Annotated in this window: 30 protein-coding genes; 12 read left to right on the top strand and 18 right to left on the bottom strand. The window is 68.6% G+C overall.

Translation table 11 applies throughout. The annotated features are described in order from the left end of the window. Window position 1: 1 nt before the first annotated feature. Both SK854_RS16420 and SK854_RS16425 read left to right on the top strand, forming a co-directional pair. Window positions 2–871, top strand: coding sequence for an A/G-specific adenine glycosylase (locus SK854_RS16420; RefSeq protein ID WP_319975961.1), 870 nt, complete (start codon window positions 2–4; stop codon window positions 869–871). Further along, window positions 871–1380 carry a 2'-5' RNA ligase family protein gene (locus SK854_RS16425; RefSeq protein ID WP_319975962.1) on the top strand — a complete coding sequence of 170 codons (510 nt, stop codon included), beginning with the start codon at window positions 871–873 and terminating at the stop codon, window positions 1378–1380. Before SK854_RS16420 ends, SK854_RS16425 begins: the two co-directional genes overlap by 1 nt. Here the strand turns inward: SK854_RS16425 and SK854_RS16430 are convergent. Further along, a complete protein-coding gene (locus SK854_RS16430) occupies window positions 1329–2093 on the bottom strand; it encodes an alpha/beta fold hydrolase (protein WP_319975963.1) in 765 nt (254 codons plus the stop codon). The genes SK854_RS16425 and SK854_RS16430 overlap by 52 nt on opposite strands. Between SK854_RS16430 and SK854_RS16435 the strand changes: the two genes are divergently transcribed. From SK854_RS16435 to SK854_RS16445, 3 genes are read left to right on the top strand one after another with little or no spacing between them, the layout of a single operon-like run. After that, entirely contained in the window at window positions 2092–3540 is a 1449-nt protein-coding gene (locus tag SK854_RS16435) for a M1 family metallopeptidase (protein ID WP_319975964.1), read from the top strand. The two genes, SK854_RS16430 and SK854_RS16435, sit on opposite strands and share 2 nt — an antisense overlap. 10 nt (window positions 3541–3550) lie before the next feature. Next, window positions 3551–3862: an antibiotic biosynthesis monooxygenase family protein gene (locus tag SK854_RS16440; RefSeq protein WP_030480510.1), complete on the top strand. Its 312-nt coding sequence runs from the start codon at window positions 3551–3553 to the stop codon at window positions 3860–3862. Beyond that, window positions 3862–4656: an SIR2 family NAD-dependent protein deacylase gene (locus SK854_RS16445; protein ID WP_319976119.1), complete on the top strand. Its 795-nt coding sequence runs from the start codon at window positions 3862–3864 to the stop codon at window positions 4654–4656. Before SK854_RS16440 ends, SK854_RS16445 begins: the two co-directional genes overlap by 1 nt. On the opposite strand, the gene SK854_RS16450 is transcribed toward SK854_RS16445, so the two are convergent. Then, window positions 4628–5602 carry an endonuclease/exonuclease/phosphatase family protein gene (locus SK854_RS16450; protein WP_319975965.1) on the bottom strand — a complete coding sequence of 325 codons (975 nt, stop codon included), beginning with the start codon at window positions 5600–5602 and terminating at the stop codon, window positions 4628–4630. The two genes, SK854_RS16445 and SK854_RS16450, sit on opposite strands and share 29 nt — an antisense overlap. A gap of 143 nt (window positions 5603–5745) precedes the next feature. Here SK854_RS16450 and SK854_RS16455 point away from each other — a divergent pair, with 143 nt between their 5' ends. Both SK854_RS16455 and SK854_RS16460 read left to right on the top strand, forming a co-directional pair. Continuing rightward, the gene (locus SK854_RS16455; protein ID WP_319975966.1) at window positions 5746–6378 is read left to right on the top strand and encodes a DUF6928 family protein; all 633 of its coding nucleotides are present in this window, start codon (window positions 5746–5748) and stop codon (window positions 6376–6378) included. A gap of 290 nt (window positions 6379–6668) precedes the next feature. Next, a complete protein-coding gene (locus tag SK854_RS16460; RefSeq protein ID WP_319975967.1) occupies window positions 6669–6881 on the top strand; it encodes a hypothetical protein in 213 nt (70 codons plus the stop codon). Between the two features lie 25 nt (window positions 6882–6906). On the opposite strand, the gene SK854_RS16465 is transcribed toward SK854_RS16460, so the two are convergent. The 5 genes from SK854_RS16465 to SK854_RS16485 all read right to left on the bottom strand — a co-directional run bounded on the left by SK854_RS16465 (window position 6907) and on the right by SK854_RS16485 (window position 12606). Beyond that, complete coding sequence (locus SK854_RS16465; RefSeq protein WP_319975968.1) at window positions 6907–7746, bottom strand: hypothetical protein; 840 nt, start codon at window positions 7744–7746, stop codon at window positions 6907–6909. A gap of 2 nt (window positions 7747–7748) precedes the next feature. Continuing rightward, entirely contained in the window at window positions 7749–8876 is a 1128-nt protein-coding gene (locus SK854_RS16470) for a WXG100 family type VII secretion target (RefSeq protein WP_319975969.1), read from the bottom strand. Window positions 8877–8882: 6 nt separating this feature from the next. Continuing rightward, entirely contained in the window at window positions 8883–9197 is a 315-nt protein-coding gene (locus SK854_RS16475; RefSeq protein ID WP_319975970.1) for a WXG100 family type VII secretion target, read from the bottom strand. Beyond that, complete coding sequence (locus tag SK854_RS16480; protein WP_319976120.1) at window positions 9194–9802, bottom strand: YbaB/EbfC family nucleoid-associated protein; 609 nt, start codon at window positions 9800–9802, stop codon at window positions 9194–9196. Before SK854_RS16480 ends, SK854_RS16475 begins: the two co-directional genes overlap by 4 nt. Window positions 9803–10044: 242 nt before the next feature. After that, window positions 10045–12606 carry an ATP-dependent Clp protease ATP-binding subunit gene (locus tag SK854_RS16485; protein WP_319975971.1) on the bottom strand — a complete coding sequence of 854 codons (2562 nt, stop codon included), beginning with the start codon at window positions 12604–12606 and terminating at the stop codon, window positions 10045–10047. Window positions 12607–12923: 317 nt separating this feature from the next. Between SK854_RS16485 and SK854_RS16490 the strand changes: the two genes are divergently transcribed. Continuing rightward, on the top strand, window positions 12924–13721 hold the full coding sequence (locus SK854_RS16490; protein ID WP_319975972.1) for a (2Fe-2S)-binding protein: 798 nt from the start codon (window positions 12924–12926) through the stop codon (window positions 13719–13721). Between the two features lie 68 nt (window positions 13722–13789). Here the strand turns inward: SK854_RS16490 and SK854_RS16495 are convergent, their stop codons facing one another. The 6 genes from SK854_RS16495 to SK854_RS16520 form a co-directional block, all read right to left on the bottom strand. Next, a complete protein-coding gene (locus tag SK854_RS16495; RefSeq protein WP_319975973.1) occupies window positions 13790–14587 on the bottom strand; it encodes an ABC transporter ATP-binding protein in 798 nt (265 codons plus the stop codon). Next, on the bottom strand, window positions 14584–15651 hold the full coding sequence (locus SK854_RS16500; protein ID WP_319975974.1) for a FecCD family ABC transporter permease: 1068 nt from the start codon (window positions 15649–15651) through the stop codon (window positions 14584–14586). The genes SK854_RS16495 and SK854_RS16500 overlap by 4 nt, the downstream gene beginning before the upstream one ends. An 11-nt stretch (window positions 15652–15662) precedes the next feature. Further along, the gene (locus tag SK854_RS16505; protein ID WP_319975975.1) at window positions 15663–16655 is read right to left on the bottom strand and encodes a FecCD family ABC transporter permease; all 993 of its coding nucleotides are present in this window, start codon (window positions 16653–16655) and stop codon (window positions 15663–15665) included. A 313-nt stretch (window positions 16656–16968) separates the two neighbouring features. Next, window positions 16969–17319 (bottom strand): histone-like nucleoid-structuring protein Lsr2, encoded by a 351-nt coding sequence (locus SK854_RS16510; RefSeq protein WP_030477509.1) that lies wholly within the window; start codon window positions 17317–17319, stop codon window positions 16969–16971. A gap of 114 nt (window positions 17320–17433) precedes the next feature. Next, window positions 17434–18888, bottom strand: coding sequence for a lysine--tRNA ligase (gene lysS, locus SK854_RS16515; protein ID WP_319976121.1), 1455 nt, complete (start codon window positions 18886–18888; stop codon window positions 17434–17436). 91 nt (window positions 18889–18979) lie between these two features. Continuing rightward, on the bottom strand, window positions 18980–19321 hold the full coding sequence (locus SK854_RS16520) for an inorganic pyrophosphatase (RefSeq protein WP_319975976.1): 342 nt from the start codon (window positions 19319–19321) through the stop codon (window positions 18980–18982). Between the two features lie 41 nt (window positions 19322–19362). Here SK854_RS16520 and SK854_RS16525 point away from each other — a divergent pair, with 41 nt between their 5' ends. Next, window positions 19363–20118, top strand: coding sequence for a class I SAM-dependent methyltransferase (locus tag SK854_RS16525; protein WP_319975977.1), 756 nt, complete (start codon window positions 19363–19365; stop codon window positions 20116–20118). Here the strand turns inward: SK854_RS16525 and SK854_RS16530 are convergent. The 5 genes from SK854_RS16530 to SK854_RS16550 form a co-directional block, all read right to left on the bottom strand. Next, a complete protein-coding gene (locus tag SK854_RS16530) occupies window positions 20108–20902 on the bottom strand; it encodes a type III pantothenate kinase (protein ID WP_319975978.1) in 795 nt (264 codons plus the stop codon). The two genes, SK854_RS16525 and SK854_RS16530, sit on opposite strands and share 11 nt — an antisense overlap. A 10-nt stretch (window positions 20903–20912) precedes the next feature. After that, complete coding sequence (gene panD, locus SK854_RS16535; protein ID WP_319975979.1) at window positions 20913–21383, bottom strand: aspartate 1-decarboxylase; 471 nt, start codon at window positions 21381–21383, stop codon at window positions 20913–20915. A 9-nt stretch (window positions 21384–21392) separates the two neighbouring features. Continuing rightward, window positions 21393–22283 carry a pantoate--beta-alanine ligase gene (panC, locus tag SK854_RS16540; RefSeq protein WP_319975980.1) on the bottom strand — a complete coding sequence of 297 codons (891 nt, stop codon included), beginning with the start codon at window positions 22281–22283 and terminating at the stop codon, window positions 21393–21395. 1 nt (window position 22284) lies between these two features. After that, the gene (locus SK854_RS16545; RefSeq protein WP_319975981.1) at window positions 22285–23175 is read right to left on the bottom strand and encodes a Rossmann-like and DUF2520 domain-containing protein; all 891 of its coding nucleotides are present in this window, start codon (window positions 23173–23175) and stop codon (window positions 22285–22287) included. Window positions 23176–23277: 102 nt separating this feature from the next. Then, complete coding sequence (locus SK854_RS16550) at window positions 23278–24423, bottom strand: PrsW family intramembrane metalloprotease (RefSeq protein WP_319975982.1); 1146 nt, start codon at window positions 24421–24423, stop codon at window positions 23278–23280. A gap of 30 nt (window positions 24424–24453) precedes the next feature. Between SK854_RS16550 and SK854_RS16555 the strand changes: the two genes are divergently transcribed. Genes SK854_RS16555 through SK854_RS16565 form a run of 3 tightly spaced genes read left to right on the top strand, consistent with a single transcriptional unit; the run spans window position 24454 to window position 26937 of the window. Beyond that, the gene (locus tag SK854_RS16555) at window positions 24454–25368 is read left to right on the top strand and encodes an SAM-dependent methyltransferase (RefSeq protein WP_319975983.1); all 915 of its coding nucleotides are present in this window, start codon (window positions 24454–24456) and stop codon (window positions 25366–25368) included. A 17-nt stretch (window positions 25369–25385) separates the two neighbouring features. Beyond that, entirely contained in the window at window positions 25386–25808 is a 423-nt protein-coding gene (locus SK854_RS16560; RefSeq protein ID WP_319975984.1) for a DUF1203 domain-containing protein, read from the top strand. A gap of 43 nt (window positions 25809–25851) precedes the next feature. Beyond that, a complete protein-coding gene (locus tag SK854_RS16565) occupies window positions 25852–26937 on the top strand; it encodes an NADH-quinone oxidoreductase subunit D (protein ID WP_319975985.1) in 1086 nt (361 codons plus the stop codon). Window positions 26938–26962 lie beyond the last annotated feature (25 nt).

Raw genomic sequence — 26962 nt, forward strand, 5'->3', positions numbered from 1 at the left:
GATGAATCACGAGTTGCTGTTGGGCTGGTGGGACACCACCGCCCGTGACCTGCCGTGGCGCCGTCCCGACTGCACCGCCTGGGGCGTGCTGGTCAGCGAGATCATGTTGCAGCAGACGCCGGTCTCCCGCGTCGAGCCGATCTGGCACGAGTGGCTGGCGCGCTGGCCCGTGCCGTCGGCGATGGCCGCGTCGTCGCAGGGCGAGGTGCTGCGGATGTGGGGCAAGCTCGGCTACCCCCGTCGTGCCATGCGGCTGCACGAGGCCGCCACCGCCATCGCACGCGACCACGGCGATGTGGTGCCGTCGGACATCGAGACGCTGGAGTCGTTGCCCGGCATCGGCAGCTACACGGCTCGTGCGGTGGCCACGTTCGCGTACGGGCAGAAGTGCGCTGTCGTCGACACGAACGTCCGGCGCGTGGTCGCTCGGGCCGTGCACGGAGCCGGTGACGCCGGTCCGCCGTCGACCAAGCGCGATCTCCGTGACGTCGAGGCGATCCTGCCAGAGGCCCAGGACGACGCCGCTGTGTTCTCGGCGGCGTTGATGGAGCTCGGGGCGTTGATCTGCACGGCGAAGAACCAGAAGTGCGCGGACTGCCCGTTGTTCGCGGAGTGCGCGTGGCAGCTGAACGGCCGCCCGGCCTACGCGGGGCCGGAGAAGAAGGTGCAGAAGTTCGCCGGCACCGACCGTCAGGTGCGCGGCAAGCTGCTCGACGTGCTGCGGGGCGCGCCCGGCCCGGTGCCCAAGTTCCAGCTCGACGTCGTCTGGAACGACATCACGCAACGCGAGAAGTGCCTGGTCTCGCTGCTGGACGACGGCCTGGTCGAGCAGACGCGCGACGGCCTGTTCGCACTGCCTGGGGAGCACTGATGCACGCGCTGGTGGCGTTCTTCGACGACGAGGCGGACAAGAAGGTCCGTGAGCTGCAACGACGCGTGGGCGCGAAGCACGAGTACCCGCCGCACCTGACCTACGCCGTCGCGAGCACCATCGGCCCCAAGGTCCGCAAGGAGCTCCGCGAGGACCTGGAACGGCTGTGGCTGCCGGACCTGTACCTGCACACGCTCAGCACGTTCTCGACCTCGGAGAACGTGCTGATGCTGGGCGCCGTGGTCGACACCGAACTGCTCGCGGTCCACTCCGCGATCCACGACGTGCTGGCGAGCAAGGTCAAGAACCCGAGCGCCTACTACCTGGCGGGCAACTGGGTGCCGCACTGCACGCTCGTCCACGACGTCGACGACGAGGCGATGAAGGCCGCGTTCGCCGCGGTGTTCCCGGTCGAACCGATCCGCGCGAAGGTCCGCGAGGTGTCGGTCGTCGACACTCAGACCGGCGAGATCGACGTGCTCAAGAAGGCCTCGACGGCGCCGCGGTAGACCCACGGCGCGGTGGCGTGCACCAGGTGGCCGGCTTCCTCGACGTAGAGGTACCGGCCGTCTGAACGCCGTGCCGCGTCTTCCATCTGGTTCGGCAGCTGACCGCCCTTGCCCGCCTCGATGACGAGCGACGGGCACCGCACGGCGTCGATGAAGTCCCAGTACGCGCGCGTGCCCCAGTGGCCGGCGATCTCGTAGAGGTCGTCCATCTCGGCGATCAGGTGCCAGCCGTCCTCGCGTTCCTCGAAGTACTCGGCGAACACCGGCGAGCCGAAGTACGACGTCACGTGCCCGAGCGACTGGAAGGGCACCGGCCAGGCGTCGAAGAGCCACTTCCACTCGTCGATCGTCCTTCCCCTGTTGTCCGGGGCGAAGTCCTCGACCACAATCGCGCGCACCAGGTCCGGACGGGCCGCCGCGAGACACCACGCGTGCAGCCCGCCCATGGAGTGCCCGATCACCACGGCGGGCCCGAGGTCCAGGTCCTCGATGGCGGCAGCGGCGTCGGCGACGAAGTCCTCGGTGCGGAACGGCCCCCGCCGCGGGTTTCGGCCGTGTCCGCGCTGGTCGATCCCGACCACGCGGCCGAACGGCCGCAGCCACTGCGCGACCGGCCACCAGGCGGTGGCCCTGCTCATCAGACCGTGCAGGAGCAGTACGCCTTGACCCGTTCCGCCGAACTCCACCACCGACACAGGGATGATTAAACGCATGAAGGCCCGCCCGTACCTGATCGCCCTGGTGTTGATCGTGCTCGTCGCAGGTCTGCTCGTCGTGTTCAGAACGCCGAGCAACGACCCGGCGAAGCAGCAGGAGACGTCACCGGAGGCGGCTGTGGAGGCCGGTGCGGGCGCGGGCGACCCCTACTACCCGACGGACGGCAACAGCGGTTACGACGTCACGCTCTACGACCTCGCGATCACCTACGACCCCGGGGCCAAGCAGCTCGACGGCGTCGCGTCCGTCACCGCGACCGCCACGTCCGACCTGTCGCGCTTCAACCTCGACCTGAAGGGCCTGAAGGTCAGCGAGGTGAAGGTCGGCGGCCAGCCGGCGAGGTTCGCGCAGGAGGGCGACCACGAGCTGGTGATCACGCCTGCTGCCCCGCTCGCGAAGGGCAAGCCGTTCACCGCCGTCGTCACCTACGGCGGCAAGCCCACGACGATCGACGACGCCTCGCTTGGCCGCAGCGGCTGGCAGGTCTCGTCCACCGGTGGCGCGTTCGCCGCAGGTCAGCCGCACTCCGCGACGACGTGGTTCCCCGCCAACGACACCCCGCGCGACAAGTCGGCGCTGAAGATCGCGGCCCGCGTCCCCGACGGCTGGACGGCGATCTCGAACGGACTCGAAGGCCCGGTGACGCGCGACGGCGGCTGGACGACGTTCAACTGGTCGGAGGAGACGCCGCTCGCGACCTACCTGGCCACGGTGGCCATCGACAAGTTCGAGGTGGTGCGCTCCCGGCTGCCGAACGGCACGCCGGTGCTCGACGCCTACGCCCCCGGCACGTCCGCCGCCAAGAAGCCGATCCAGGCCCAGGGCCCGGAGGTCCTCGCGTACCTGGAGACGAAGTTCGGCCCGTACCCGCAGCGCGCGGCGGGCAGCATCTGGGTGGCCGACCAGATCGGGTTCTCGCTGGAGACCCAGACCCGGCCGATCTACGCCGCGTGGGCGGACCTGGAGACGGTCGTGCACGAGAACGCCCACCAGTGGTTCGGCGACTCGGTGTCGATCAGGAGCTGGGCCGACATCTGCCTGAACGAGTGCCTGGCGTCCTACGCGCAGTGGCTGTGGCTGGAGAAGGAGGGAACGGACCTCGACCAGCGCTACCGCGAGGGCGTCGAGCAACGGCGCGAGCGCTCGTCGTTCTGGGCGCCGAAGCTCTACGACATGGGCAAGGGCAACGAGTTCCGCGGCGTCTACGACAAGGGCCTCATGGGCATGCACGCGCTGCGCAAGACGGTCGGCGACGACGTGTTCTTCAAGGCCCTGCAGTCGTGGACGGCCGAGCACCGCGACGGCAACGCCACCTGGCCGGAGTTCGAGGAGCACTTCAAGCAGGCCTCCGGGAAGCCGCTGGACGGGTTCTTCAAGGCCTGGTTCCGTGACTCGGGCATTCCCGACGATCAGTACCTGCTGCCTGTCGGAGTCCGGCGCTAGAGTCGGTGTCATGGCAGTCGTGAAGATCAACGCGATCAAGGTCCCCGAGGGCAACGGCCCCGAGCTGGAGAAGCGGTTCGCCGCCCGTCTGGGCGCGGTCGACAACCAGCCCGGTTTCCTCGGCTTCGAGCTCCTGCGCCCGGTCGCGGGCGAGGACCGCTACTTCGTCGTCACGCACTGGGAGACCGATGAGGCCTTCACCGCGTGGCGCGACGGCGAGGCAGGTGCGGCCGCACACTCCGGTGAGCGCGCACGGCCCGTGTCGAGCGGCGCCGACCTGCTGGAGTTCGAGGTCGTGCTCGGGAGCAAGCCCAAGCAGTGATCGAGCAGTCCTACGACCAAGCCGCTGAACTGATCGCCGGCGCGGACGCCGTGCTCGTCTGCGCCGGTGCGGGCATGGGGGTGGACTCGGGTCTCCCGGACTTCCGCGGTACCGAGGGCTTCTGGCGGGCGTATCCGCCCTACGAGCGCCTCGGGCTGAAGTTCGAGGAGATCGCCGACCCCGTGCACTTCGCCGACGATCCCGCGCTGGCGTGGGGTTTCTACGGCCACCGGCTCAACCTGTACCGCGAAACGGTGCCGCACGAGGGTTTCGCCGCGCTGCGCTCGTGGGGTGCGCGCGTCTTCACGTCCAATGTGGATGGTCAGTTCCAGAAGGCGGGCTTCACGGACGTCGCCGAGGTCCACGGTTCGATCCACCACGCCCAGTGCGTGGAACCGTGCACCGACGACATCTGGGAGTGCTCGTTCGACGTCGCCGTCGATCCGTCGACGATGCGCGCGGTGGGCGAGTTGCCGTCGTGCCCTTCGTGCGGTGGGCTGGCGCGGCCCAACATCCTGATGTTCGGCGACTGGGGCTGGGTACCGCATCGCAGCCGGCAGCAGCTGGACGAGCTGACGGAGTGGCGGCGTTCGCACCGCCGGCTCGTCGTGATCGAGATCGGCGCCGGCACCGCCGTGCCGACCGTGCGGCGTCAGGCCGAGCTGGCGAGCGCGGCTTCCGGTTCGCTGATCCGGATCAACACCCGCGAGCCCGCGGTGCGGCACGGCCGGGGCGTGTCGCTGCCGGTCGGTGCCTTGGAAGCCCTCACAGCCTTGGCACGACGAACTGCGTGACGACGGCCCGGTGATCGCTGCCGGGCAGGTCGAACACGTCCACCGTGTCCACCAGGACCTTCGAGTCCACCAGCACGTGGTCGATGGTGACCGGCGGCGGCCAGAACCCGCTGTTCGAGGGCCAGGTGTGGATCAATCCCTTGCCGACCTGGTCGGCGGCGTCGACGTAGCCCTTGTTCAGCAGCCGCGTGAGGCCGACGTGGTCGAGCGTGGCGTTGAAGTCGCCCGCGAGCACCCTGATCGCACCGGTCGAGTCGGGTGAGGGCAGGCCGGCGAGCTCACGCTGCCACGCCTCCGGCCCCGCGGTGACGACCGGCGGCAACGGATGCACCGAGACGACCTCGATGTCCTTGCCCGGCAGGTCCACCAGCGCACCGGCCTGCTGCAACGAGCCCGGCGGCGTCAGGTTCCGCTGCGAGAGCGGGAACTTCGAGGCGAGCCCGCTGCCGGAGCCGCCCGGCTCGTCCAGGAAGACCCGGTTGGGCAGCACCTGGTTCAGCCCGGCCCGGTCGAGGTCGCGCACCATGTCGGGCGTCAGTTCCTGCAGCGCGAGGATGTCGATGCCGCGCTTGCGGACCTCCTGCACGATGAACTGCGCGTCCGCGATGCCGGTGAGCACGTTCGCCGTCATCAGCCTGACCTGCTGCCCCACCCCGTTGGGCCGCGCGTCGGAAAACGCCCGCGGCGCCACGTTCGCGACCAGCACGATTCCGACGAGAGTCATCGTCAGCCCGACGACCCACCTCTTGCGGAACAACGCCAGCAACCCGACGAGCAGGCCGACGACGGTGACGTAGGGGGTCAGCGACGTCACGGCGATCATGTATCGCGACCCGTCGATGCCGAGCAGCCTGACCAACGCCGCCGCGACGAACGCGATCGCGCTCAGGACCAGCAAGAACGTGGCGATCCCGCTCCTGGCCGGCTTCACCTCGGTGGTGGCCACGCCGTGCAGTGTGCCCGAACGCGCGTCGGTCTCCGGTGTGGTCCTCACACCCGAATGGACGGCCGGCACCCCGCCCCCGTTGCCCGCGAAAAATTGTCAGACCCCTCCGCCATGCTGATTCCAACCGACTCAGAGGGGGCCCGATGGGAGCCAAGGACTGGATGCTCTTCTACGCATCCGACGACGTCAGCAAGGTGCTGCGGGCAGCGCCGAAGATCGACCGCGAGGCCACGGCGGCCTTCGTCGAACGCCTCTACCCGTCCCACGACATTCGCCCGATCGAGGACGGCAACCTCCACTACGGCAACCCACCGGAGGGCAAGGTCTACGCCGGCGTCTTCGAGGGCCTGTCGATCATCTGCACGCGGGACGCGGCCGGCGACTCCTACACGGACCTGCCGGAGCAGTTCGTCAACGAGGCCGCGGGCCGCACCCTGTACCTGCACGCGATGCACAGCGTCGTCGACTTCTTCTCCTACGCCATCTGGGCACCGGACGGCACAGTGCGCCGCGCGTACAGCCTCTCCCCCGACAGCGGCGTGATCGCCGACGTGGGCACTCCCCTCCGGTTCGAGGAGAAGTACCTGGCAGGCGACCCGGAGTTCCTCGAATCCCTGGACTCCGACGACGAGTACCCGTTCCGCTTCCACCCGCTCGACCTGGCCGAGGCGGCCCTGCGCGCCCTGTTCGGCTTCAACTACGAGGGCGCGTACGAGGACGACGACCCGGAGCTGGAGGACGTCGTGCTGGCGGGCTACGCCGTGACGCCCCGCTGACTGCCGGGAACGAGGCTGAGGAGGTCGATGATCGCGTCGACCTTCCGCAGCAGGATCTGCGGAAGGTCGACGCGACCACGTCCGGGTTGAACACGTGAGCCGCGCCGACGAGGTCACTGGTGAACGCCACGTAGGCGTGGTCCACGGACACCGGCAGTCTCAGCGGCATCCACAGCGACCGGTCCTCGCTCTCGACGGTGCGCAGCATCTCGCTGACCCGAACCCGCCATCCGTTCCGCGAGAAGTCCAGCGCGTAGTCGAAGCTCGATCCCGACGCCCGGCCGAGCCACTTGAGCACGGTCCCGTACTGGCTCGCCATCGCCCGCGTGAGGTCAGCCGACCACGGCCGCGCACCGGTTCGCCGGTCCGCGGCCGTGCCACCAAGGCTGTCCGCGAACTCGGTCAGCTCGGCCAGGCGGGCGCGTTCCGCCTTCCTCCGGCCGCGCAGCACCAACCCGCACGCCACGGCGGCGAGAACGCCGACGCAGAGCACGAAGAGCTAGAGCCGCACTTCCCAGGTCTGCAACGTCAGACGGTCGCAGCAGGGTGCCGCGGCCGCGCGCCCGGCATGCGGTCGAGCAGCCCGACGATGACGTCGACCACGCCCATCAGCTCGTCCGGGTGGATGGGGTGGAACACCACCAGGTAGACGAAGCCCGACTCGAAGGTCAATGACATCCCCTTCGCCCAGAGGGGAAGGGCTTCCTCGTGGTCGAGGAGCCAGTGCAACGCGTCGAAGTTCAGTTCCCTGGCCGCCGCCGCGGGGTCACTGCCGTACGCGGAGAACTCCTGGTCCATGGGCGGCAGCAGCGGCACCGGCAGCCACTCGGAGCCGTCGCGTTTCGCGGTCGCCGGCTCATAGCCGACGATCTGCTTCCACACCGCCTCGAGTTGGCCGGGCGACAACGGTTGTCCGCTGTTGATGCTGTACTTGTTCGGCCGCGTGACCTTCAACGGCGCCAGGCGAGCGGTGGCGATCTCGATGCGGTGCTCGTGCATCCAGTGCACCCCGAGGCCGCGGTTGTCGTACCGGACAGACGCCTCGGTCGCTCGCACGTGCCACTGACCACGCTGGAAGTCGAGCGACAGATCGAACTGCCGCTTCGACCGGAACGCGATCGAGAACTCGTTCTCGAACGGCTTCCGCAGGTCCGCCGTCCACATGCCCGCCTCGTCAGGACCGAGCACCTTGCCACCGAGTCGCTGCGCCAACGGGGTCAGCGCGGCGATCTGCGCGTCCCGGGCCTTCGCGTGGTTGCGGAACTGGAGCAGGCGCCGCACGACCAGAAACGCGATCGCGGCGGCGGTCCAGGCCAGGAAGTACGGGGTCAGGATGATCTCGTGCCAGATCTTGAGAAGAATGTCCATGATCAGATGTCCAGATACCCTTCGATGCGCTGCTTGGGATGGTCGGTCCCGATGTCGCGGTACTCGCCGGCCTTCTGCTGCATCGACGTGTTCCGAAGACCCTTCTCATGAGTGGGGTTGAGCTGGGCCGCCGCCTCGTTGCCCGCCGCTTCACCCATGGACTTCCAGAAGCCCTTGTTCAGGCGCTCACCGGCCTCGCCCTTCGAGCTGTTCAGCTTGTCGCCCCACTGCTTGTGCAGAGCCGTCCTGGGCAGGCCTGCCAGTGCCTTGTCCGCCGCCTCGACGCCTGCCTTCCGGTCCGCCATGGCCTTCTTGAAGCCGGTGCCGAGATTCTTTGCCCTGCTCGCCAGGCTCCGCAGAAAGTCCATGATCTTGGTGAGCAGCTGGCGCAGCCTGGCGACGATGCGCGACACCCGGCCCGCCGTGGACGCGACCCGGACACCGGTCGCGGCGCCCGCCGCAGCGGTGGAAGCACCACAACTCGGCACCGCGGCGGCCAGTGCGGGAATCCAGATCATGATCAGCCAGGTGATCAGCTCGGTGAGGATCGCCTTGATGACATCCTCGATGACCTGCATGACCATCGACGACATCATCAGCAGCTCTGCCAGTTCGCCCGCCTGGCCCGCGACCCCGTCGATGCCGTGGGCGAACTCGCCCAGCTTCGTGGCAGCCGCCTCGGACGCGCTGCCGCCCCAGGTCGTCACGGTGCTCTGCAGGTCCTCGGTGAACCTCGTGCTCAGGTCGGAGATGCCCTGAGCGATCGCACCGAAGTTCTCGCCGGCCTGCTGCAACGCCGGACCGTCGCCACTGACGAAGTGGATCGCGTCTTCCAGCGGCTGCACGATGGCGATCAGGAAGTTCAGCCCCTGACCGACCAGAAAGCCGAGCGGGTCCGTCACCATCCCCTGGCCGAACTCGACGACCGAGGTGACCAGCGCGGTGCCCTCGGAGCTCAGTCCGGCGATGCCACCGGTCTCGCCCGTGCTGCCCGCGGCTTCCTTCGCCTTGACGAAGTTGCCGTAGATCGGCGCGTTCTCCGCGGCCTTCTCGCCGAGGGTCTTCTCGCCGACCTTGATCTCGATCTGGTGCTCGCCGCCCTCGCCGGCGTAAAAGGACTCCTCTGCCATGCCGGCCTACCCCCTGTCGACCTGGATGCCGTCGAGCAACTTCTTCAGGGCCGCTTCCTGGTCCGCGTAGCCCTGGGCGGTGTCGCGGAACTTCTCCGCACCGGAGTCCAGCCCTTCGGTCATCGCGGTGAGCGTCTCCTTGAGATCACCGAGCATCTCCGTGTACTGCTGCTTCACGAAGATCCCGACCACGCCCCACGACTTGTCGCCGACGTCGGACTTGTCGACGAGACCCGTGACCTCACCGGCGAACCCGCGGTGGCCCTGGAGCTTGTCGGCGTACTCCCGCAACTCCTCCGGTTCGACGCTGAACCCGCTCACCGGCCGTCCTCGTCGTCGAAGAGGTTCAGGAACTTGCCATCCTTTGTGGACGGAGCGGCTGGCGGCGGCTGCGACCTGTCGTCCCAGGCGTTGCCGCGCATGATGTTCTGGTCGGAGAAGTCGTCGTGCGGTTCGGGCGCGGGCCTGCGCGGCGGCGCGGGCGGCTGCCGCACCTGGCCCGCGTTCGGGGGCGGCGGGGGCATCGGTCGCGCGGGAGGCATCGGCGGCCGAGGCGGTGCCGCGGGGGCGGGCTCGTCGGTCCTCACGGCGCGGAGTTCCTCTTTGGACATTCCGAAGAGCTGCGCCTGGGTTTCGAGAACCTGGTCGGACAGCTTCATGTCGTCGCCGATCGCGCCCTCGACGATGCCCGCCTGGCGACGGGCGGCCTCGGCCACGGCCTTCTGCAGCGTCGACATCAGTTCGGCGGCGAGGGCGTGCGGTGGGCGGCGCATCGCCTGGTCGGTCAGCCGGATGTCCTTGATGCTGCCCGACGGACCTGCCACCACCGTCACGGCGCGGTCGGCCGAGGTGGCGACCGCCTCCAGTTCGGTGAGTTGTTGCTGCATCTCGCCGACCTTCGCGAACTGCTGGTCAACGCGCTGCATCTGAGACTGGAACCGCTCGAACTGAGCGACCAACTGCTCGAACGCCGCCGATGGCACAGGGACCTCCTCCTGGACTCACCCGCGCAAGATCACGCGAGCGGAAGACATGGTGGCAGGAGGAGTTTCCGGTTCGCGGCGAAACGGACGAATCGAGGTAGCCGGGTGATCCACACGACAGGGCGCTCAGACGAGAACGGCCCCCAGGCCGGAAGCCTGGGGGCCGTTCTCATGTGCTGCCTAGATCACTCGGACTCGTTCGCCGGAGCGTCCTGCGGCTCGATGGCCGCGGGGGCCGCGAGCTCGACGGGCGGGGCGTCCGGGACGCGGTTCGGCTTGGCCTCGCCGCGGAACACGAACTTCGCCTTGTCGTGCTGGTCCGACTCGCCGTCCCAGCCCTCGACGTCGGTGATGATGATCTGGCCCGGCTGGATCTCGCCGAACAGGATCTTCTCCGACAGGGTGTCCTCGATCTCGCGCTGGATCGTCCGGCGCAGCGGGCGGGCGCCCAGCACCGGGTCGAAGCCGCGCTTCGCGAGGAGCATCTTCGCGCGATCCGTGAGCTCGATCGCCATGTCCTTGTTCTTCAACTGCTGCTCGACGCGGGCGATCATCAGGTCCACCATCTTGATGATCTCGTCCTGCGTGAGCTGGTGGAAGACGATGATGTCGTCGATGCGGTTGAGGAACTCGGGCCGGAAGTGCTTCTTCAGCTCGTCGTTGACCTTGTTCTTCATGCGCTCGTAGTTGGACGCGGTGTCCTGACCCGAGGTGAAGCCGAGGCCGACGGCCTTGCTGATGTCCGACGTGCCCAGGTTCGAGGTGAAGATGATGACGGTGTTCTTGAAGTCCACCGTCCGGCCCTGACCGTCGGTCAGGCGGCCGTCCTCCAGCACCTGGAGCAGCGTGTTGTAGACCTCCTGGTGGGCCTTCTCGATCTCGTCGAAGAGCACGACGGAGAACGGCTTGCGGCGCACCTTCTCGGTGAGCTGGCCGCCCTCTTCGTAGCCGACGTAACCGGGAGGGGCACCGAAGAGCCGCGACGCGGTGTACCGGTCGTGGAACTCGCCCATGTCGATCTGGATGAGCGCGTCGTCCTCGCCGAACAGGAAGTTCGCCAGCGCCTTCGAGAGCTCGGTCTTACCGACACCGGACGGGCCGGCGAAGATGAACGAGCCGGAGGGGCGCTTCGGGTCCTTCAGACCGGCGCGGGTGCGGCGGATCGCCTGCGACACGGCCTTGACCGCGTCGACCTGGCCGATGATCCGCTTGTGCAGCTCGTCCTCCATGCGGAGCAGACGCGTGGTCTCCTCCTCGGTGAGCTTGAACACCGGGATGCCGGTCCAGTTGGCGAGGACCTCGGCGATCTGCTCGTCGTCGACTTCGGCGACGACGTCCAGGTCACCGTCCTTCCACTGCTTCTCCCGCTCGGCCTTCTGGCCCAGGAGCGTCTTCTCCGCGTCACGCAGCTTCGCCGCGCGCTCGAAGTCCTGCGCGTCGATCGCGGACTCCTTGTCGCGACGGACGTCCGCGATCTTCTCGTCGAACTCGCGCAGGTCTGGCGGCGCGGTCATCCGGCGGATGCGCATGCGCGCGCCGGCCTCGTCGATGAGGTCGATCGCCTTGTCGGGCAGGAACCGGTCGTTGATGTACCGGTCCGCCAGCGTGGCGGCGGCGACCAGCGCGGAGTCGGTGATCGAGACGCGGTGGTGCGCCTCGTACCGGTCGCGCAGGCCCTTGAGGATCTCGATGGTGTGCTCGAGCGACGGCTCGCCCACCTGGATCGGCTGGAAGCGGCGCTCCAGCGCGGGGTCCTTCTCGACGTGCTTGCGGTACTCGTCGAGGGTGGTGGCACCGATCGTCTGCAGCTCGCCACGAGCCAGCATCGGCTTGAGGATCGAGGCCGCGTCGATCGCGCCTTCGGCGGCACCCGCGCCGACGAGGGTGTGGATCTCGTCGATGAACAGGATGATGTCGCCGCGCGTGCGGATCTCCTTGAGCACCTTCTTCAGGCGCTCTTCGAAGTCACCGCGGTAGCGCGAGCCCGCCACCAGCGACCCGAGGTCGAGGGTGTAGAGCTGCTTGTCCTTGAGCGTCTCGGGCACCTCGCCCTTGACGACCATCTGCGCCAGCCCCTCGACGACGGCGGTCTTGCCGACGCCGGGCTCGCCGATGAGGACGGGGTTGTTCTTGGTGCGGCGGGACAGCACCTGCATGACCCGCTCGATCTCCTTGGCACGCCCGATGACCGGGTCGAGCTTGCCTTCACGGGCCGAGGCCGTGAGGTTGCGCCCGAACTGGTCGAGGACCAAGGAGGAGGACGGCGTGCCCTCGCCACGACCGGTCGACTCCGCCGCACCCTTCTCGGTGGAGTAACCGGACAGCAGCTGGAGCACCTGCTGACGCACCCTGTTGAGGTCGGCCCCGAGCTTCACCAGGACCTGGGCGGCGACGCCCTCGCCCTCGCGGATCAGGCCGAGCAGGATGTGCTCGGTGCCGATGTAGTTGTGGCCGAGCTGAAGCGCCTCGCGCAGCGAGAGCTCCAGGACCTTCTTCGCACGGGGGGTGAAGGGGATGTGTCCACTCGGAGCCTGTTGGCCCTGGCCGATGATCTCTTCGACCTGCTGGCGGACGCCCTCCAGCGCAATCCCCAACGACTCGAGCGCCTTGGCGGCGACACCTTCACCCTCGTGGATCAGACCCAGGAGGATGTGCTCGGTGCCGATGTAGTTGTGGTTGAGCATCCGTGCCTCTTCTTGGGCAAGGACAACCACCCGCCTCGCGCGGTCGGTGAACCTTTCGAACATTCGCACTCCCTGACTGCTGCGTCGGCGGTCCTCGGCTCCACCGATCTACCCTGGTGAGCGCGGCACCGTGGCTCCACTGTAGTGGGCGGTACCGAGGCCTGTGGTTCCCGTCAGCGGCCAGCCGCCTCCGGAGAACATTGACATCTGCATCAACGCAGGTCGGGAGCAACGGATTCCACAGATCGGGCGATGTCCGCTGAACGCGAACAACCGACCGTTGAGCGATACTCCTGTGACCGGGCCCACCTGAGGAGGCGAAAGAAGGGCGATCTAGGTAAGGTTAGGCAAGCCTCATCGCATGAGATTGGACTTGCGCGTTGACCGTACCTACGAGGGTCTCACAGCAGAACCCGCGTGCGCTCACGCCTCTGGCCGAATCCATCGCCCGCCTCCAGACCGGTACCGAGATCGTGTTCGGCACGCCTTCCGGAGACTGGACGGTCTGTTCGGACCTGCTGGCCGAGCCCACGCGCTTCGACCTGTGGCGCAAGGACCTCGCGGAGTGGATGGTCGAGCAGTACGGCGAGTCCGACGACCGCGCGACCGCCGGCTACGTCATGGGCTGGTACCTGCACCTGCCCGGTTACCTCGCGGGCCTGCTGTTCCACACCGCCCGCCGCGTGCCGACGCTCAAGCCGTCCGACATGGCGTTCCGCATCAGCACCTCGGGCCGCCCGCACCCGAACGGCACGGCCGTCCTGTGCGACGAGTTCGCCTGCCTGCCCGACGACCCGGCCTCGAACCACCCGGCCGCCACCGTAGTCGCGGACGAGGCTGCCCTGGCCGCGATCCTGCGCGCCCGCTACGCCGCCCACGCCGCCCAGTTCGTGGCCTCCTTCGGCCAGGTGGTCCGCTTCGGCCGCCGCCAGCTCTGGGCCGCCGCGACCGACATGCTGGAGTACGGCCCGTGGGCCGCGGGCCGCCTGTTCGGCGACGAGAACGCGGGCGTGACCGACGCGGCGATGATCCTGCCGGAGAAACTGGAGCCGTTCGTCTCCGCTTCCACGCTGCACTTCACCGACGAGGGCTGGAAGCGCAAGCGGAACAGCTGCTGCTTCCACTACGTGCTGCCGAACGCGGAGCCGTGCACGGCCTGCCCGCGCACCTGCAACTGACCAGGCCGCGCCGCTGCTGGTCGCGTGGGGCCGCCTCGGGTCCCCACCCGCTCTGACAGCCCCCCGGACTACGGCAGTCGGTGCCGCGACCCCACCGGCACCACCAGCGGCGTCCCGGAGACCGGATCCTCGACGACACGGGCGTCCAACCCGAACACGTCCAGCAGCATCTGCTCGGTGAGCACCTCGGACGGCGTCCCCTGTGACACGATCCGACCGTCCCGCATGGCCACGATGTTGTCGGCGTACCGAGCTGCCAGGTTCAGGTCGTGCAACACCATCACGATGGTGCGACCCATCGTGGCGTGCAGCTCCTGCACGAGATCCAGCACATCGATCTGATGAGCGAGGTCCAAATAGGTCGTGGGCTCGTCCAGCAACAACAGGTCGGTGCCCTGGGCCAGCGCCATCGAGATCCAGGCCCGCTGCCGCTGCCCACCGGACAGCTCGTCCACGGTCCGCTCGGCCAGGTCGAGGATCCCGGTCATCTCCAGCGCGGCGTCGACGGCGGCCGCGTCGTCGGAAGACCACTGCCGGTACCAGGACTGGTGCGGATGCCGTCCCCGCGCGACGAGATCGGCCACGGTCAGTCCCTCAGGAGCCGACGGGGCCTGGGGCAACATCCCCAGCACCCGAGCGACGTCCTTCGTGGACATCCGGTCGATCTGCTTGCCGTCCAGCAACACCGCACCGGACCGCGCGGGGAGCAACCGCCCGAGCGCCTTCAACAGGGTGGACTTGCCACACCCGTTGGGCCCGATCACCGCGGTCACCGTGCCGCCGATGATCGACAGGTCGAGGGTGTCGACGACCTGCCGTTCCCCGTAGCCCACGCACAACGACGAAGCCTCAAGACGCACACTCATACCCGCGCCTCCCGGCGGCTTCGGATCAGCAGGAACATCAGATAGGGCGCGCCGAGCACGGCGGTGACGACGCCGACCGGCAGTTCGGTGCGGTAGATCGTTCGCGCGACCAGGTCCGACAGCATGACCAGCGCGCCGCCGATGACGACGGAGCCGAACAGCGGCGGTTGCGCGGTTCCGGACAGGCGCAGAGCGATCTGCGGCGATGCCAGAGCCACGAACGTGATCGGGCCGGCCGCGGCGGTGGCCACGGACGCCAGCACGATCGCCACGATGATCAGGAACGACCGCGCGACGTTCACCCGCACGCCGAGACCGCGCGAGGTCTGGTCGTCGAACTGCAGAGCCCCGAGGACATGGCCACCGATCAAGGCCACGGGAACCAGCACGACCAGCGCCAACGCGACCGGCACGACGTGTTCCCAGCCGCGGCCGTTCAGGGAGCCGGTGATCCACACCATCGCGCGACCCGCGTCCTGCACGTCGCCGACGGTCAGCAGGTAGTGCGTGAAGTTGCCGGCGACGGCGGTGATGCCGATGCCGACCAGCACCATCCGGAAGCCCTCGATGCCCTGCCGCCACGCCAGCGCGTAGACCAGCAGGCCCGCGAGCAGGCCACCGGTGAGGCCCGCCAGGGGGACGCCGATCGAGGCGGCACTGCCGGTCACCACCCCCAGCGAACCGGCGAAGGTGATCACCGAGACCGCGCCGGCGCCCGCTCCCCAGGTCACGCCGAGGATGTCGGGCGAGGCCAGCGGGTTGCGCACGATGGCCTGGAAGATCGCCCCGGACAGGCCCAGCGCGCCACCGACCAGCAGGCCCGTCAGCGCTCGCGGCATCCGGAGCTCCATCACCACGAACTGGTCGCGGCGCGTGCCTCCGCCCAGCAGCGTGTCGACGACCTGGGTCACGGTCAGCGGGAAGTCGCCGATCATGATGTCGGCGATCAGCACCGCCGCCAGCACCACCAGCGACGCCGCCACCACCAGCAACGGCCGGCGGCGCAGCTTGAACGAGGTGGCGCCCAGTCGCAGGGCGGGTGCCTTGGCTGCGGGGGTCTTCACCGCGGTCGTCGTCAAATCTTCACCAGCTTCTTGCGCCGCACCAGGAAGATGAAGAACGGAGCGCCGATCAGGGCCAGCATCACGCCGACCTCCACTTCGGACGGCCGGGCGACCACCCTGCCGACGATGTCGGCGAACAGGATGAGGATCGCGCCGAGCAGTGCCGAGTACGGCAGGATCCAGCGGTAGTCCGGCCCGGTGAACGCACGGGCGACGTGCGGCACCACGAGGCCCAGGAACCCGATCGGCCCGCACGCGGCGACGGCTCCGCCCACCAGCAACGTGATGGCGAAGATGCCCAGCGAGCGCGTCCTGCTGGTGTTGACGCCCAGCGACTTCGCCACGTCCTCACCCAGCGACATGGCGTTGAGGCCGGGCGCGTTGAGCGCCGCGATCACCAGGCCGATGAACAGGAACGGCGCGACCTGGGTCAGCACCGTCACGTCGCGGCCGGCGATCGCGCCGACCTGCCAGAACCGGAACGCGTCGAGCGACTGCTGGTCGAGCAGCACGATCGCCGACACCAGGCCGTTCATCAGCGCGGAGACCGCGGCACCGGCCAGCGCCAGCGTCACCGGCGACGGACCGCCTCGCCCCGCAGACCCGAGCAGGAACACCACGACACTCGCGATCATCGCGCCGGCGAAGGCGAACCAGATGTAGCCGACCAGCGAGTCGACGCCGAGCAGGAAGATCGAGAGCACGACCGCCAGGGCCGCGCCGTGCGTGACGCCGAGGATGCCGGGATCGGCCAGCGGATTGCGCGTGTGGCCCTGCATGAGAGCGCCGCCCACACCGAGTGCGATGCCCACCGCGATGCCGAGCAACGTCCGCGGGATCCGCAGCTCGCGGATCACCACGTCGTCCTCGACGCCGGTCGGCGTGAAGAGACCGTGCCAGACCCCGGAGAGCGGGATCTCCTTCGAGCCGATCGCGATGCTCGCCAGGCACACGGCGACCAGCACGACCAGCAGGAAGAGCAGGCCCAACGACCTACGCCCCAAGGCCCACCCTCCTCGACTCCAGACAGGAGAGGTAAGCCTAACCGAACCACCGGATCAGACCGCGGTCCAGGGCGCGGTTCTGGTCACATCACCGGTCCCACCAGGAGAAGAACAGCCGCGGCAGATCGTGAAAAAACATTCGGCAAACCCGTTGTCGGATCAACTAAAAAGTCGGCGGCAAGAGTGTTCACGATCTCGTTTGGATCGCACCGTTCCGCCTTCTGGACGCCTGCCGGTAGCTGATCGGTCACTCAAATAGCACGAAGGGGTTCCGAGGAATCATCCTCGGAACCCCTTCGTGTTTTACCGAATTTCAGCCCTGCTGGTGGTAGGCGTCGAGCACCTCGGCCGGGATGCGACCCCGGTCCGACACCTTCATGCCCTGCTTGCGGGCCCACTCGCGAATGGCCTGGTTCTGCTCACGATCCGCCGAAGCGGGGCGCGCCTTCACGCTGCCGGCCGGACGACCGGGCCCAAGGCGCTTGCGACCACCCGCACGACGTGCACTTCCCACGAAGTCGGCAAGAGCGTCACGCAGTTTGCCCGCATTGCCCGAGGAAAGGTCGATGGTGTAGCTGACACCATCCAGTCCGAACTCGACGGTCTCCTCAGCGGTGGAACCGTCCAGATCGTCGACGAGGGTCACCGTGACCTTCTGCGCCATGCGTATCCTCCTGGACCCCGAATGCGCGGTCACCCGCGTCGCCAACTAAAGCCTTCTGCGACGCAGGTTAGCGCACAGGTGCCGCATTGCACCTATCGACATCCGGAAAGTTACTCATTCAGGGCGAACGAGCGGGAACAAGATGGTCTCCCGGATACCCAGACCCGTGAGGGCCATCAGCAGCCGATCGATACCCATTCCGACGCCACCACTCGGTGGCATTCCGTACTCCAGTGATCGCAGAAAGTCTTCGTCGATCGGCATCGCCTCGTGGTCACCGGCCGCGCCAAGACGCGCCTGTGCTTCCAGGCGTTCCCGCTCGATGACCGGGTCCACCAGTTCGGAGTAACCGGTTCCGAGTTCGAATCCGCGCACGTACAGATCCCACTTTTCGGCGACACCCGGCTTGCTGCGGTGCTGCCTGGTCAGCGGAGACGTCTCCACCGGGTAGTCCCGCACGAACGTCGGCGCGTAGAGCGAGTCGCACACCAGGTGCTCCCACAGCTCCTCGACCAGCTTGCCGTGCCCGAACTTCGGGTTGACATCGAGTTCGTGACGGTCACAAAGCTTCCGCAGCGTCTCGGCGGGCGTCTCGGGGGTGATTTCCTCACCAACAGCTTCGGACAACGACTCGTAGATGCTCAGAGTCGTCCATTCACCCGAGAGGTCGTACTCGCTGCCGTCCGCCAGCGTCACGATCTGAGATCCGGTCACGGCTTCCGCCGCTTCCTGGATCAGCTCGCGCGTCAGTACCGCGTTCGAGTCGTACGTGGCGTACGCCTCGTAGTACTCCAGCATCGAAAACTCGGGCGAATGCGACGAGTCCACGCCCTCGTTGCGGAAGTTGCGGTTGATCTCGAAGACCTTCTCGATGCCACCGACGACGCAGCGCTTCAAGTACAGCTCCGGCGCGATGCGCAGGAACAGGTCGATGTCGAGCGCGTTCGAGTGCGTGATGAACGGACGCGCGCTGGCACCACCCTGCAGCGTCTGCAACATCGGCGTCTCGACTTCGAGGAATCCACGCCGGTGGAACGAGTCGCGCAGAGAACGAACGACGTTCGCACGGGTCCGAACAGTGTCGCGCGCCATCGGCCTGAGGATCAGGTCGACGTATCGCTGGCGAATACGGGTTTCCTCGCCGAGTTCCTTGTGCGCGACCGGCAACGGACGCAGCGACTTCGACGTCAGCTGCCACCCGTCGGCCATCACGGAAAGCTCACCGCGACGCGAGCTGATGACCTCACCGCTCACGAAAACGTGGTCGCCGAGGTCGACGTCGGTCTTCCACTCGGAAAGCGCTTCTTCACCGACACCGGCGAGGCTCAGCATCGCCTGCAGTTCGGTGCCGTCGCCTTCGCGCAACGTCGCGAAGCACAGCTTTCCGGTGTTGCGCATGAACATCACGCGCCCGGTGACGCCAACTTGCTGGCCGGTCTGGGTGTCGGGTTCGAGTTCCGGATGCGCGTCGCGAATCTCGCGCAACGTGTGCGTGCGCGCGACTTCGACGGGATACGGCTCCTTGCCGGAAGCGAGCAGCCGCGCACGCTTTTCCCGGCGCACGCGCATCTGCTCTGGCAGGTCTTCTTCGCTGGTCACGAGGTTTTGCTTCGGCTGCTCACTCACGCCGAGAAGGGTACGGACTGGCTTGAGGTCAAAGCTAACCGGATACCCGTTCCACGAGGTGGCCGCCGATTCCGAGAGCCGCGAGGAACTCGCGCGCAAGCTCTGCTTCGTCCGGCGCGCAGTCGAGGAGGATCTTCACCTCGGCGTCCCGCTTGCCCACGTCGGCGGTCAGCAACACACCGACGACCCCGGCTCCCCGCGCGGTGCCGGCGAACACGTCGACGCCGTTCCCGTCACCGCCGGTGGTACCACGCAAATACCCGTGGTCCAGCGGATACACCACTTCCTGGTACCGCGGGTGAGCCGTACCGCGCGGGCGGTCGACCACCACGTCGGACGTGCGAACCAGCTCGTCCAGTGCCTCGAAGAACTCCACCAGACCATCCTGGACGCCGGTCCGCTGACTAAGTTGGGGTGATGGATCTACACGCGAGGCGAGCGGACTCGTTCGGCGCGCAGGCCGAGGCCTACGCCGAACACCGGCCTGACTATCCCGTGGCGGCGATCCGGTGGGCACTGGAGCCACTGGGCACGACCGAGCACCTGGACGTGCTCGACCTGGCCGCCGGCACCGGCAAGCTGACCTCGGGCCTGGTCGCGGAAGGCCACCGCGTGACAGCCGTGGAGCCCAACGAGCAGATGTTGTCCGAGCTGGTCCGCCGCGTGCACGGCGTGCGCGCGCTGCCGGGTCATGCCGAGCACATCCCAGTCCCGGACCAGACCCTCGACGCGGTGTTCGTCGGCACCGCTTTCCACTGGTTCGACCAGGAGAAGGCCATGCCGGAGATCGCCCGCGTGCTGCGGCCCGGCGGTGTGCTGGCGGCCCTGTGGATCGACACCGTCCCGGACGTCGAGTGGATGGCCGAGCTGGAGAACGTGTCGCGCAGCAGCGTCGAGGACCGGCGCGAGGACCCGACGGGAACCATCACGCACCCGTCGTTCGGGCCGCCGGAGCACGCCACGTTCCCGCACGTGCTCCGCAGGGAGTCACCGGAAGCGCTCGTCGCCACGACGAACACTTACTCGCGCATGCTCGTCATCGACGACGAGGAGCGTGCCGCGATCAACGAGAAGATGCTCGCGTTCCTCCGCGAACGCCCGGAGACGTCGAACGGGCCGTTCGACGTCCCCTTGCGCTCGGAGGTCTACCGGATGGTCCGCCTCAGCGAATAGCGGACATGTTGCGCTCGAACACCATGCGCAGCCCCAGCAGCGTCAGGTCGGGCACGTGGTGCGCGATCGTCGAGGACTCCGACACGACCAGCGGCGCGAGGCCACCGGTGGCGATCACCGTGACCGGCCCCGGATCGGTCTGCTGGAGCTCCTCGGTGATCTTGCGCACCAGCCCGTCCACCTGGCCGACGAACCCGTAGACGATGCCGGACTGCAGGCACTCGACGGTGTTCTTGCCGATCACGTTGCGGGGCCTGACCAGCTCTACCTTGCGCAGCTGGGCGGCGCGGGAGGCGAGGGCGTCGACCGAGATCTCGATGCCGGGCGCCAGCGCGCCGCCGAGGAACTCGCCGCGCGACGAGATCACGTCGAGGTTCGTGGACGTGCCGAAGTCGACCACGATGCACGAGGTCGCGTAGAGGTGGTGCGCGGCCAGCGTGTTGATCACGCGGTCCGAGCCCACCTCCTTCGGGTTGTCGACGAGCAGCGGGACGCCGGTCTTCACGCCCGGCTCGACCAGGATCTTCGGCACCGCGTCGTAGTAGCGGCCGAGCATGACCCGCAGCTCGCGCAGCACGGCGGGCACGGTGGACAGCGCGGAGATGCCGGTGATCTTGTCGGCGTACTCGCCGAACATGCCGCGCATGGTCAGCGCGAGCTCGTCGGCGGTCATCCTGGCGTCGGTGCGCATCCGCCAGTCGCGCACGAGCGGGGCCGAGTCGCCGACCCCGTCGTACAGACCGAGCACGATGTTGGTGTTGCCGACGTCGATGGCGAGCAGCACGTGGTGTTCCTCAGTTCTCGGCCTGGATCAGAGCGTCGAGCGCGGTCGCCTCAACGGTCTCAGAAGAAGGTGCGCTCGTGGAGCCGTTCACCAGACCGGACCCCTCTGGGGCGTGCGCGGGGTCGGCGCCGAGATCGACGACCTTGTTGTCGGCGTCCACGAACACGACGCGCGGCTTGTAGGCGCGCGACTCGGCGTCGTCCATCTGCCCGTAGGCGATCAGGATCACGATGTCGCCGGGGTGCACCAGGTGCGCCGCGGCGCCGTTGATGCCCAGCACGCCGGTGCCGCGCTCGCCGGGGATGACGTAGGTCTCCAGGCGTGCGCCGTTGGAGACGTCGACGATGGCGACCTGTTCGCCCGCCAGCAGGTCGGCGGCCTCCATCAGGTCCTCGTCCACCGTCACCGAGCCGACGTAGTGCAGGTCGGCCTGCGTCACGGTGGCGCGGTGGATCTTGGACTTCAGCATCGTGCGGAACATGGCATCCCCCTACTCGTCGCTTTCGCCGAGCAACACCGCGATGTTGTCGATCAGGCGGGTGGTACCGACACGGGCCGCGACCAGCAGCCGGGCGTCGCCGTTCTCGGGCGCGGCACCGAGGTCGGTCCCGCGCAGTTCCAGGTAGTCCACTTCGACCTCGGGCACCTGCGCCAGCACGTCGTGCGCGGCCTTGAGCACCGCGTCCGCGCCCTGCGACGACACGTGCGCGCCGGCGGTGAGCGCGGCCGACAGCGTCACGGCGTGCTGGCGCTGCTCCGGGGTCAGGTAGGCGTTGCGCGACGACAGCGCGAGGCCGTCGTACTCGCGGACGGTCGGCACGCCGACGACGTCGAGCGGGAAGTTGAGGTCCCGCGCCATCTTGTGGATGAGCTGGAGCTGTTGGTAGTCCTTCTGCCCGAACACCGCGTACGTGGGCTGCACGATGTTGAACAGCTTCGAGACGACCGTGAGCACGCCCCCGAAGTGGCCGGGCCGGACCACGCCTTCGAGCTCGTCGCCCAGCGGTCCCGGGTGCACGGTCACCTGTGCGCCTGCCGGATACATGTCCTCGACGGACGGTGCGAAGACGATGCCCACGCGTTCGTCGCGGCAGATGTCCACATCGGACTCGAACTGGCGCGGGTACTTCGCCAGGTCCTCGTTCGGCCCGAACTGCAACGGGTTCACGAAGATCGACACGACGATCACCGTGTTCTGCATGACCTGCGCCTCGCGGATCAGCTGCCGGTGGCCCGCGTGCAGGGCGCCCATCGTGGGCACCAGCGCCACGTTGCGCCCGGCGTTGCGCAGCGCCCTGATCACCCGGTTCAGGCGGACGGGGTCGCGGTGCACCGTGACGTCGTCCGGGCGGTAGTCGTCCTTGGTCAGTGGCTTCGTCACGTCAGTCCTCAAGAGTGGTGCGAACGTCGTTGGCCGCGTCGGGCTTGAGCAGCCCGGAGCGTTCGGCCCGCTCGGCGGTGCGGCGGGCGAGCACGCGGTAGCTGGGCAGGGTTTCCGGTGCCTGCCCGGCCAGCACGTCGAGGTGCTTGCGCAAGGTACCCGTGTCGCCGCGGGCGACCGGACCGGTGAGGGCGCGGTCACCGTGGCGCAGCGCGTTGTCGAGCGCGGCGGACAGCAGAGGGCCGAGCAGGCGCTCGGCGTTGGCGACGCCGGCGTTCGTGAGCAGGTCGGCCGCGTCGCGGACCAGCGTGATCAGGTGGTTCGCGCCATGGGCCAGTGCCGCGTGGTAGAGCGGGCGGACGGCCTCGGGAACCCGGACGGGCTCGGCGTCCATCTCGACGACCAGCGCCTCGCCGACGCTCCAGGCCACCTCGTCGCCGTCCGCTGCCGTCACGCCGACGCACGCGGCGGTCATCCGCGGCAGGTCCTCCTGGCGGCCGGTGAACGTCATGACGGGGTGCAGCGCGAGCGTGAGCGCACCGAGTTCGGCGGCGGGTTCGAGAATCTTCACGCCCTGCGCGCCGCTGGTGTGCACGACGATCTGGCCCGCGCGCAGCGACTCGGTGGCGATGAGGCCCTTGACCAGGCCTTCCAGCTCGTCGTCCGGCACGGCCAGCAGCACCAGGTCGGCGCGTGCGGCGACCTCCGTGGGGTCGGCGATCGGGACGCCGGGCAACAGCTCGTCCGCGCGGTTGCGGGAGGCCTGGGAGACGGCGGAAACGCCGGTCACCACGTGGCCCGTCCTGGCCAGCGCGGCGCCCAGCACGGAGCCGACGCGGCCTGCCGAGATGACACCGACGGCGAGCCTCGCCGGACGTGAGGTCGCGTCCATGCGACTAACTCCTTCTGACGTTCCAGTCCCTGGTGCGGGTACCGGACGACGACGCCGAGGGTAATCCCGCCACCGTCTCGTGCACCTGGTCGGTGACCGGATTCACCGGCGGGCGGCGGCCCTGGCGGCGTGCAGGCTGTCGAGCAGCACCCCGTGGCGTTGCTCGGCGCTCAGACCGGCCGTTCCCTGCTCGATGCGGTGCCGCAGGAAGGCCAGTTCGGTGACGGCGATCTGGTAGCTCCGCACGGCCTTGACCGACGCGTCACCCGACTTGCGCTTGACCGCCCGCAGCCAGTTCCTGCGGCCGTTGAGACTGGCCAGCAGGGCCACCTCGCTGTTGGCGATCCACCGGTTCTGCGCCATCGCGGCGAGCTGCCCGGCAACGATCCGCTGTTCCCTGCGGCGCTGCCACACCACGATCGAGACGGCACCGGCGAACACCGGCACCATGATCAGGAAGTACAGGTTGATGAAGGCCGACCCGGTGCCCACCGTGGTCGAGAAGTTCCACAGCGAGTGCAGGCCGACGGCCGTGAGATAGCCGCCGATCGGCGCGAGGACGCGCACGGTGGCGTTGCTCGTGGTGGCCGCGATGCCGACGCCGATGCCCGTCATGGCCGTGAACAGCGGGTGCGCGAACGGCGACAGCACACCGCGCAGCACGAACAGCGCGATCACGCCGCCGCCCATGTTGCCGAGCCCGTCCTCGAGGAAGACCCGGCCGAAGTACCAGATGTTCTCGGTGAACGCGAAGCCCGCGGCCGTGATGCCCGCGTAGACCATGCCGTCCACGACGCCGTCGAACTCGTGCCGCCGCCGGACGAACACGGCGATGAGGAACGCGGCCTTGGTCGCCTCCTCGACGATCGGCGCCCCGACCACGGCGGTGAACGTCGTGCCGTCGTTGGTCAGCAGATCGCCGAGCACACGGGCCGTCTGGTTGAACGCGAGCGAGCTGATCGTCGCCCCGCACGCGCCCCAGACGAACGCGAAGAGCAGCATCTTCGCCGGTTCCGGTTCCCAGCGGTCGATCCACAGGAACGCGGTCACCACGAAGGCGACGGGGATCAGCGCCGCGGCGGCACCGACCAGCAGCGGTTCGATGCCGATGCTCGACGTGCCCAGGGCGAACAGCACGAGCCCGGCCGCGGCGAGCGCGATGAGCGCCACGACGGGGAACAGGACGGTCCAGCGGCGCTGCTCGATGCGCTTCTTCGTCGGCGTCGGCGTGAGGTCGGCGTCGGTCACGGGAAATGACCTTAGATGCACACTTGTCCGATGTTCGACTGGGAAGCCGCTTGGCACGCCGCGTTGTACGGCCCCGGTGGCTTCTTCGCCCGCGGCGAGAAGCCTTCGTCGCACTTCCGGACGTCTCCGCTGGTCGGTCCGGAGCTGGCCACCGGGCTGCTCGAACTGCTGTCGCGGGTGGACGCCGCGCTCGGATTTCCCCCGGTCGTGGACTTCGTGGACGTCGGGGCGGGCGGGGGTGAGCTGGCGTTCGCGGTGCGGTCGATGGCGTCCGGGTCGCTGGGTGAGCGGCTGCGGGTGACGGCTGTCGAGGTCGGTCCGTTCGTGGAGTTGCCCGGGGTTCGGTGGACCACCTCTGTGCCGTCGTGCGTCGGGCTGCTGGTCGGGCACGAGTGGCTCGACGCGATTCCCTGTCCGGTGGTTCGCGGGCCTTCGTCCGATCCGTGGATCAGCCGGTGGTGGCCGTCGCTTGAGGACGGTTCGCGGGCCGAGGTCGGCGCGCCTCGTGATGCGGCGTGGGCCGCGGCCGTGGCTTCGGTGCGCGGGGCGGCGCTGGCGATCGACTACGGGCATCTGGTGTCGTCGCGGCACTTCTCGCTGACCGGGTATCGGGACGGGCGTCAGGTTCCCGTGGTCTTCGACGGGTCCTGTGACATCACCGCGCACGTCGCTCTGGACGCCTGTGCCGCGGCCGCCGGTGGGGACTTCGTGCTGGTGTCGCAGCGGGATGCGTTGGCGGCCTTGGGTGTGACCGCGGAGGTGTCCGGTTCCGGGTGGGACTGGCTGGAGTCCGCGTCGCGTGCCGGCCGGATCGCCGAACTGCGCTCGCCTGCCGGGCTGGGGGCGTTCGGGTGGTTGCTGCACGGGCGCGGGGTGGCCGTGTCGGACCTGCTGCCGGCGCTGCCGCCCTGGCGTCCGAATCCCGCCAGCTTTCGCGCTGACTGACGACGATCGTTGGGGTCATGCGAATCCACACCGTGTCGCCGTCCGACTCGTTCTCCGACCCCGGCCGCGAGTACCGCGCCTCCGAGCCGGGTGTGCCGTTGCGCTGCTGTCTGCGGAAGTCGCTGGCCGACGAGCCGGTCTGGCTGTTCCGCTACTCGCCGACGTCGGGGAAGGGCCCGTACGCCGAGGTCGGGCCGGTCTTCACGCACGTGGAGTGCCCGGACACGCCTTCGTTGGATCGTCTCCCTGTTGAGTTGTTGAACAATCCCCGCATCCTGCGTTCCTACAACGCCGCAGGTCAGATCCATGATGGCGAGGTCGTGGAGCCCGGATCGTTCGATCGTGCGATTGAAGGATTGTTGAACGATCCCTCGATCGAGTCGCTCCAGGTCCGCAGCGTGTCGCACGGCTGCTTCTTCTTCGCGATCACGAGGTCGTAAGCCGCGTCCAGACGGGTTCACGGCGCCGTGAAACCATGCTCGGGTGAGCGAGCAGATCACCGTCGGCGTGGGTGCGGGCGCCCGGTACCTGGGCGTGGACCGCGTGATCGACCTGGGCCCGTTGCACCCGTCGGCCCACGGCGCCTACCGGCTGCGCCTGACCGTCACGCCGGACCTGCTGATCACCGCCGCCGAGCCGCTGGTGGGCCATCTCCACCGCGGCGCCGAGAAGCTGTTCGAGGTGCGCGACTACCGCCAGGTCCTCACGCTCGCCAACCGCCACGACTGGCTCTCGGCCTTCTGCAACGAGCTCGCCGTGGCGCTGGCCGTGGAACGCATGACGGGCATGGACGTCCCTGCCCGCGCCCAATGGCTGCGCGCTCTGCTGTGCGAACTGAACCGCCTGATGGCGCACATGGTCTTCCTGACACCGTTGTCCCCCAACGCCGCCACGTACCGCGAGGGCGTGCAGGCGTTGATGGAAGAGGCGTCCGGCGGTCGCATCCACTTCATGTTCAACCGAATCGGCGGCCTGCGCGAGGACGTCCCGGCGGGCTGGACCTCGCGGGTCGCGGACTTCCTGTCCACTGTGGACGTCGCGCGGCTGCCGATCGACTTCGAGAAGCTGCAGGGCCTCGGCGTCCTGCCGCACGAGGACGCGCTGGCGTACGGCGTCACCGGCCCGATCGGCCGGGCCAGCGGAGTGGACTTCGACCTGCGCCGCGACGACCCGCTGCCCGCGTACCGGACGCTGGGCTTCACCCCCGTGGTCCGGACCGAGGGCGACGCGGCGGCACGCGTGCGGTGCCTCGTGGACGAGGTCCGGAAGTCGGCCGAACTGGCCGCGGCGTGCCTCGAACAGTTGCCGCAGGGCCCGGTGAACGTCCGGCTGCCCAAGGCCATCAAGGCTCCCGAGGGCTCGGTCTACACGCGAGTCGAGGCGCCGCTCGGCACGTCCGGCGTGCACCTGTCGTCGCGCGGCGAGAAGACGCCGTGGCGCCTCAAGCTCCGCACACCGTCGTTCAACAACGTTCAGGCGCTGTCCGCGCTCCTGCCCGGCACGAAGGTGGACGACCTGCCGGCCGTGCTGAGCTCGTTCGCCGTGATCGTCGGCGACATCGACAAGTAGCCGCGAGTCGGTCGACGCCGGTGAT

This window comes from Lentzea sokolovensis (assembly GCF_033949975.1).
Lineage (GTDB): Bacteria > Actinomycetota > Actinomycetes > Mycobacteriales > Pseudonocardiaceae > Lentzea > Lentzea sokolovensis.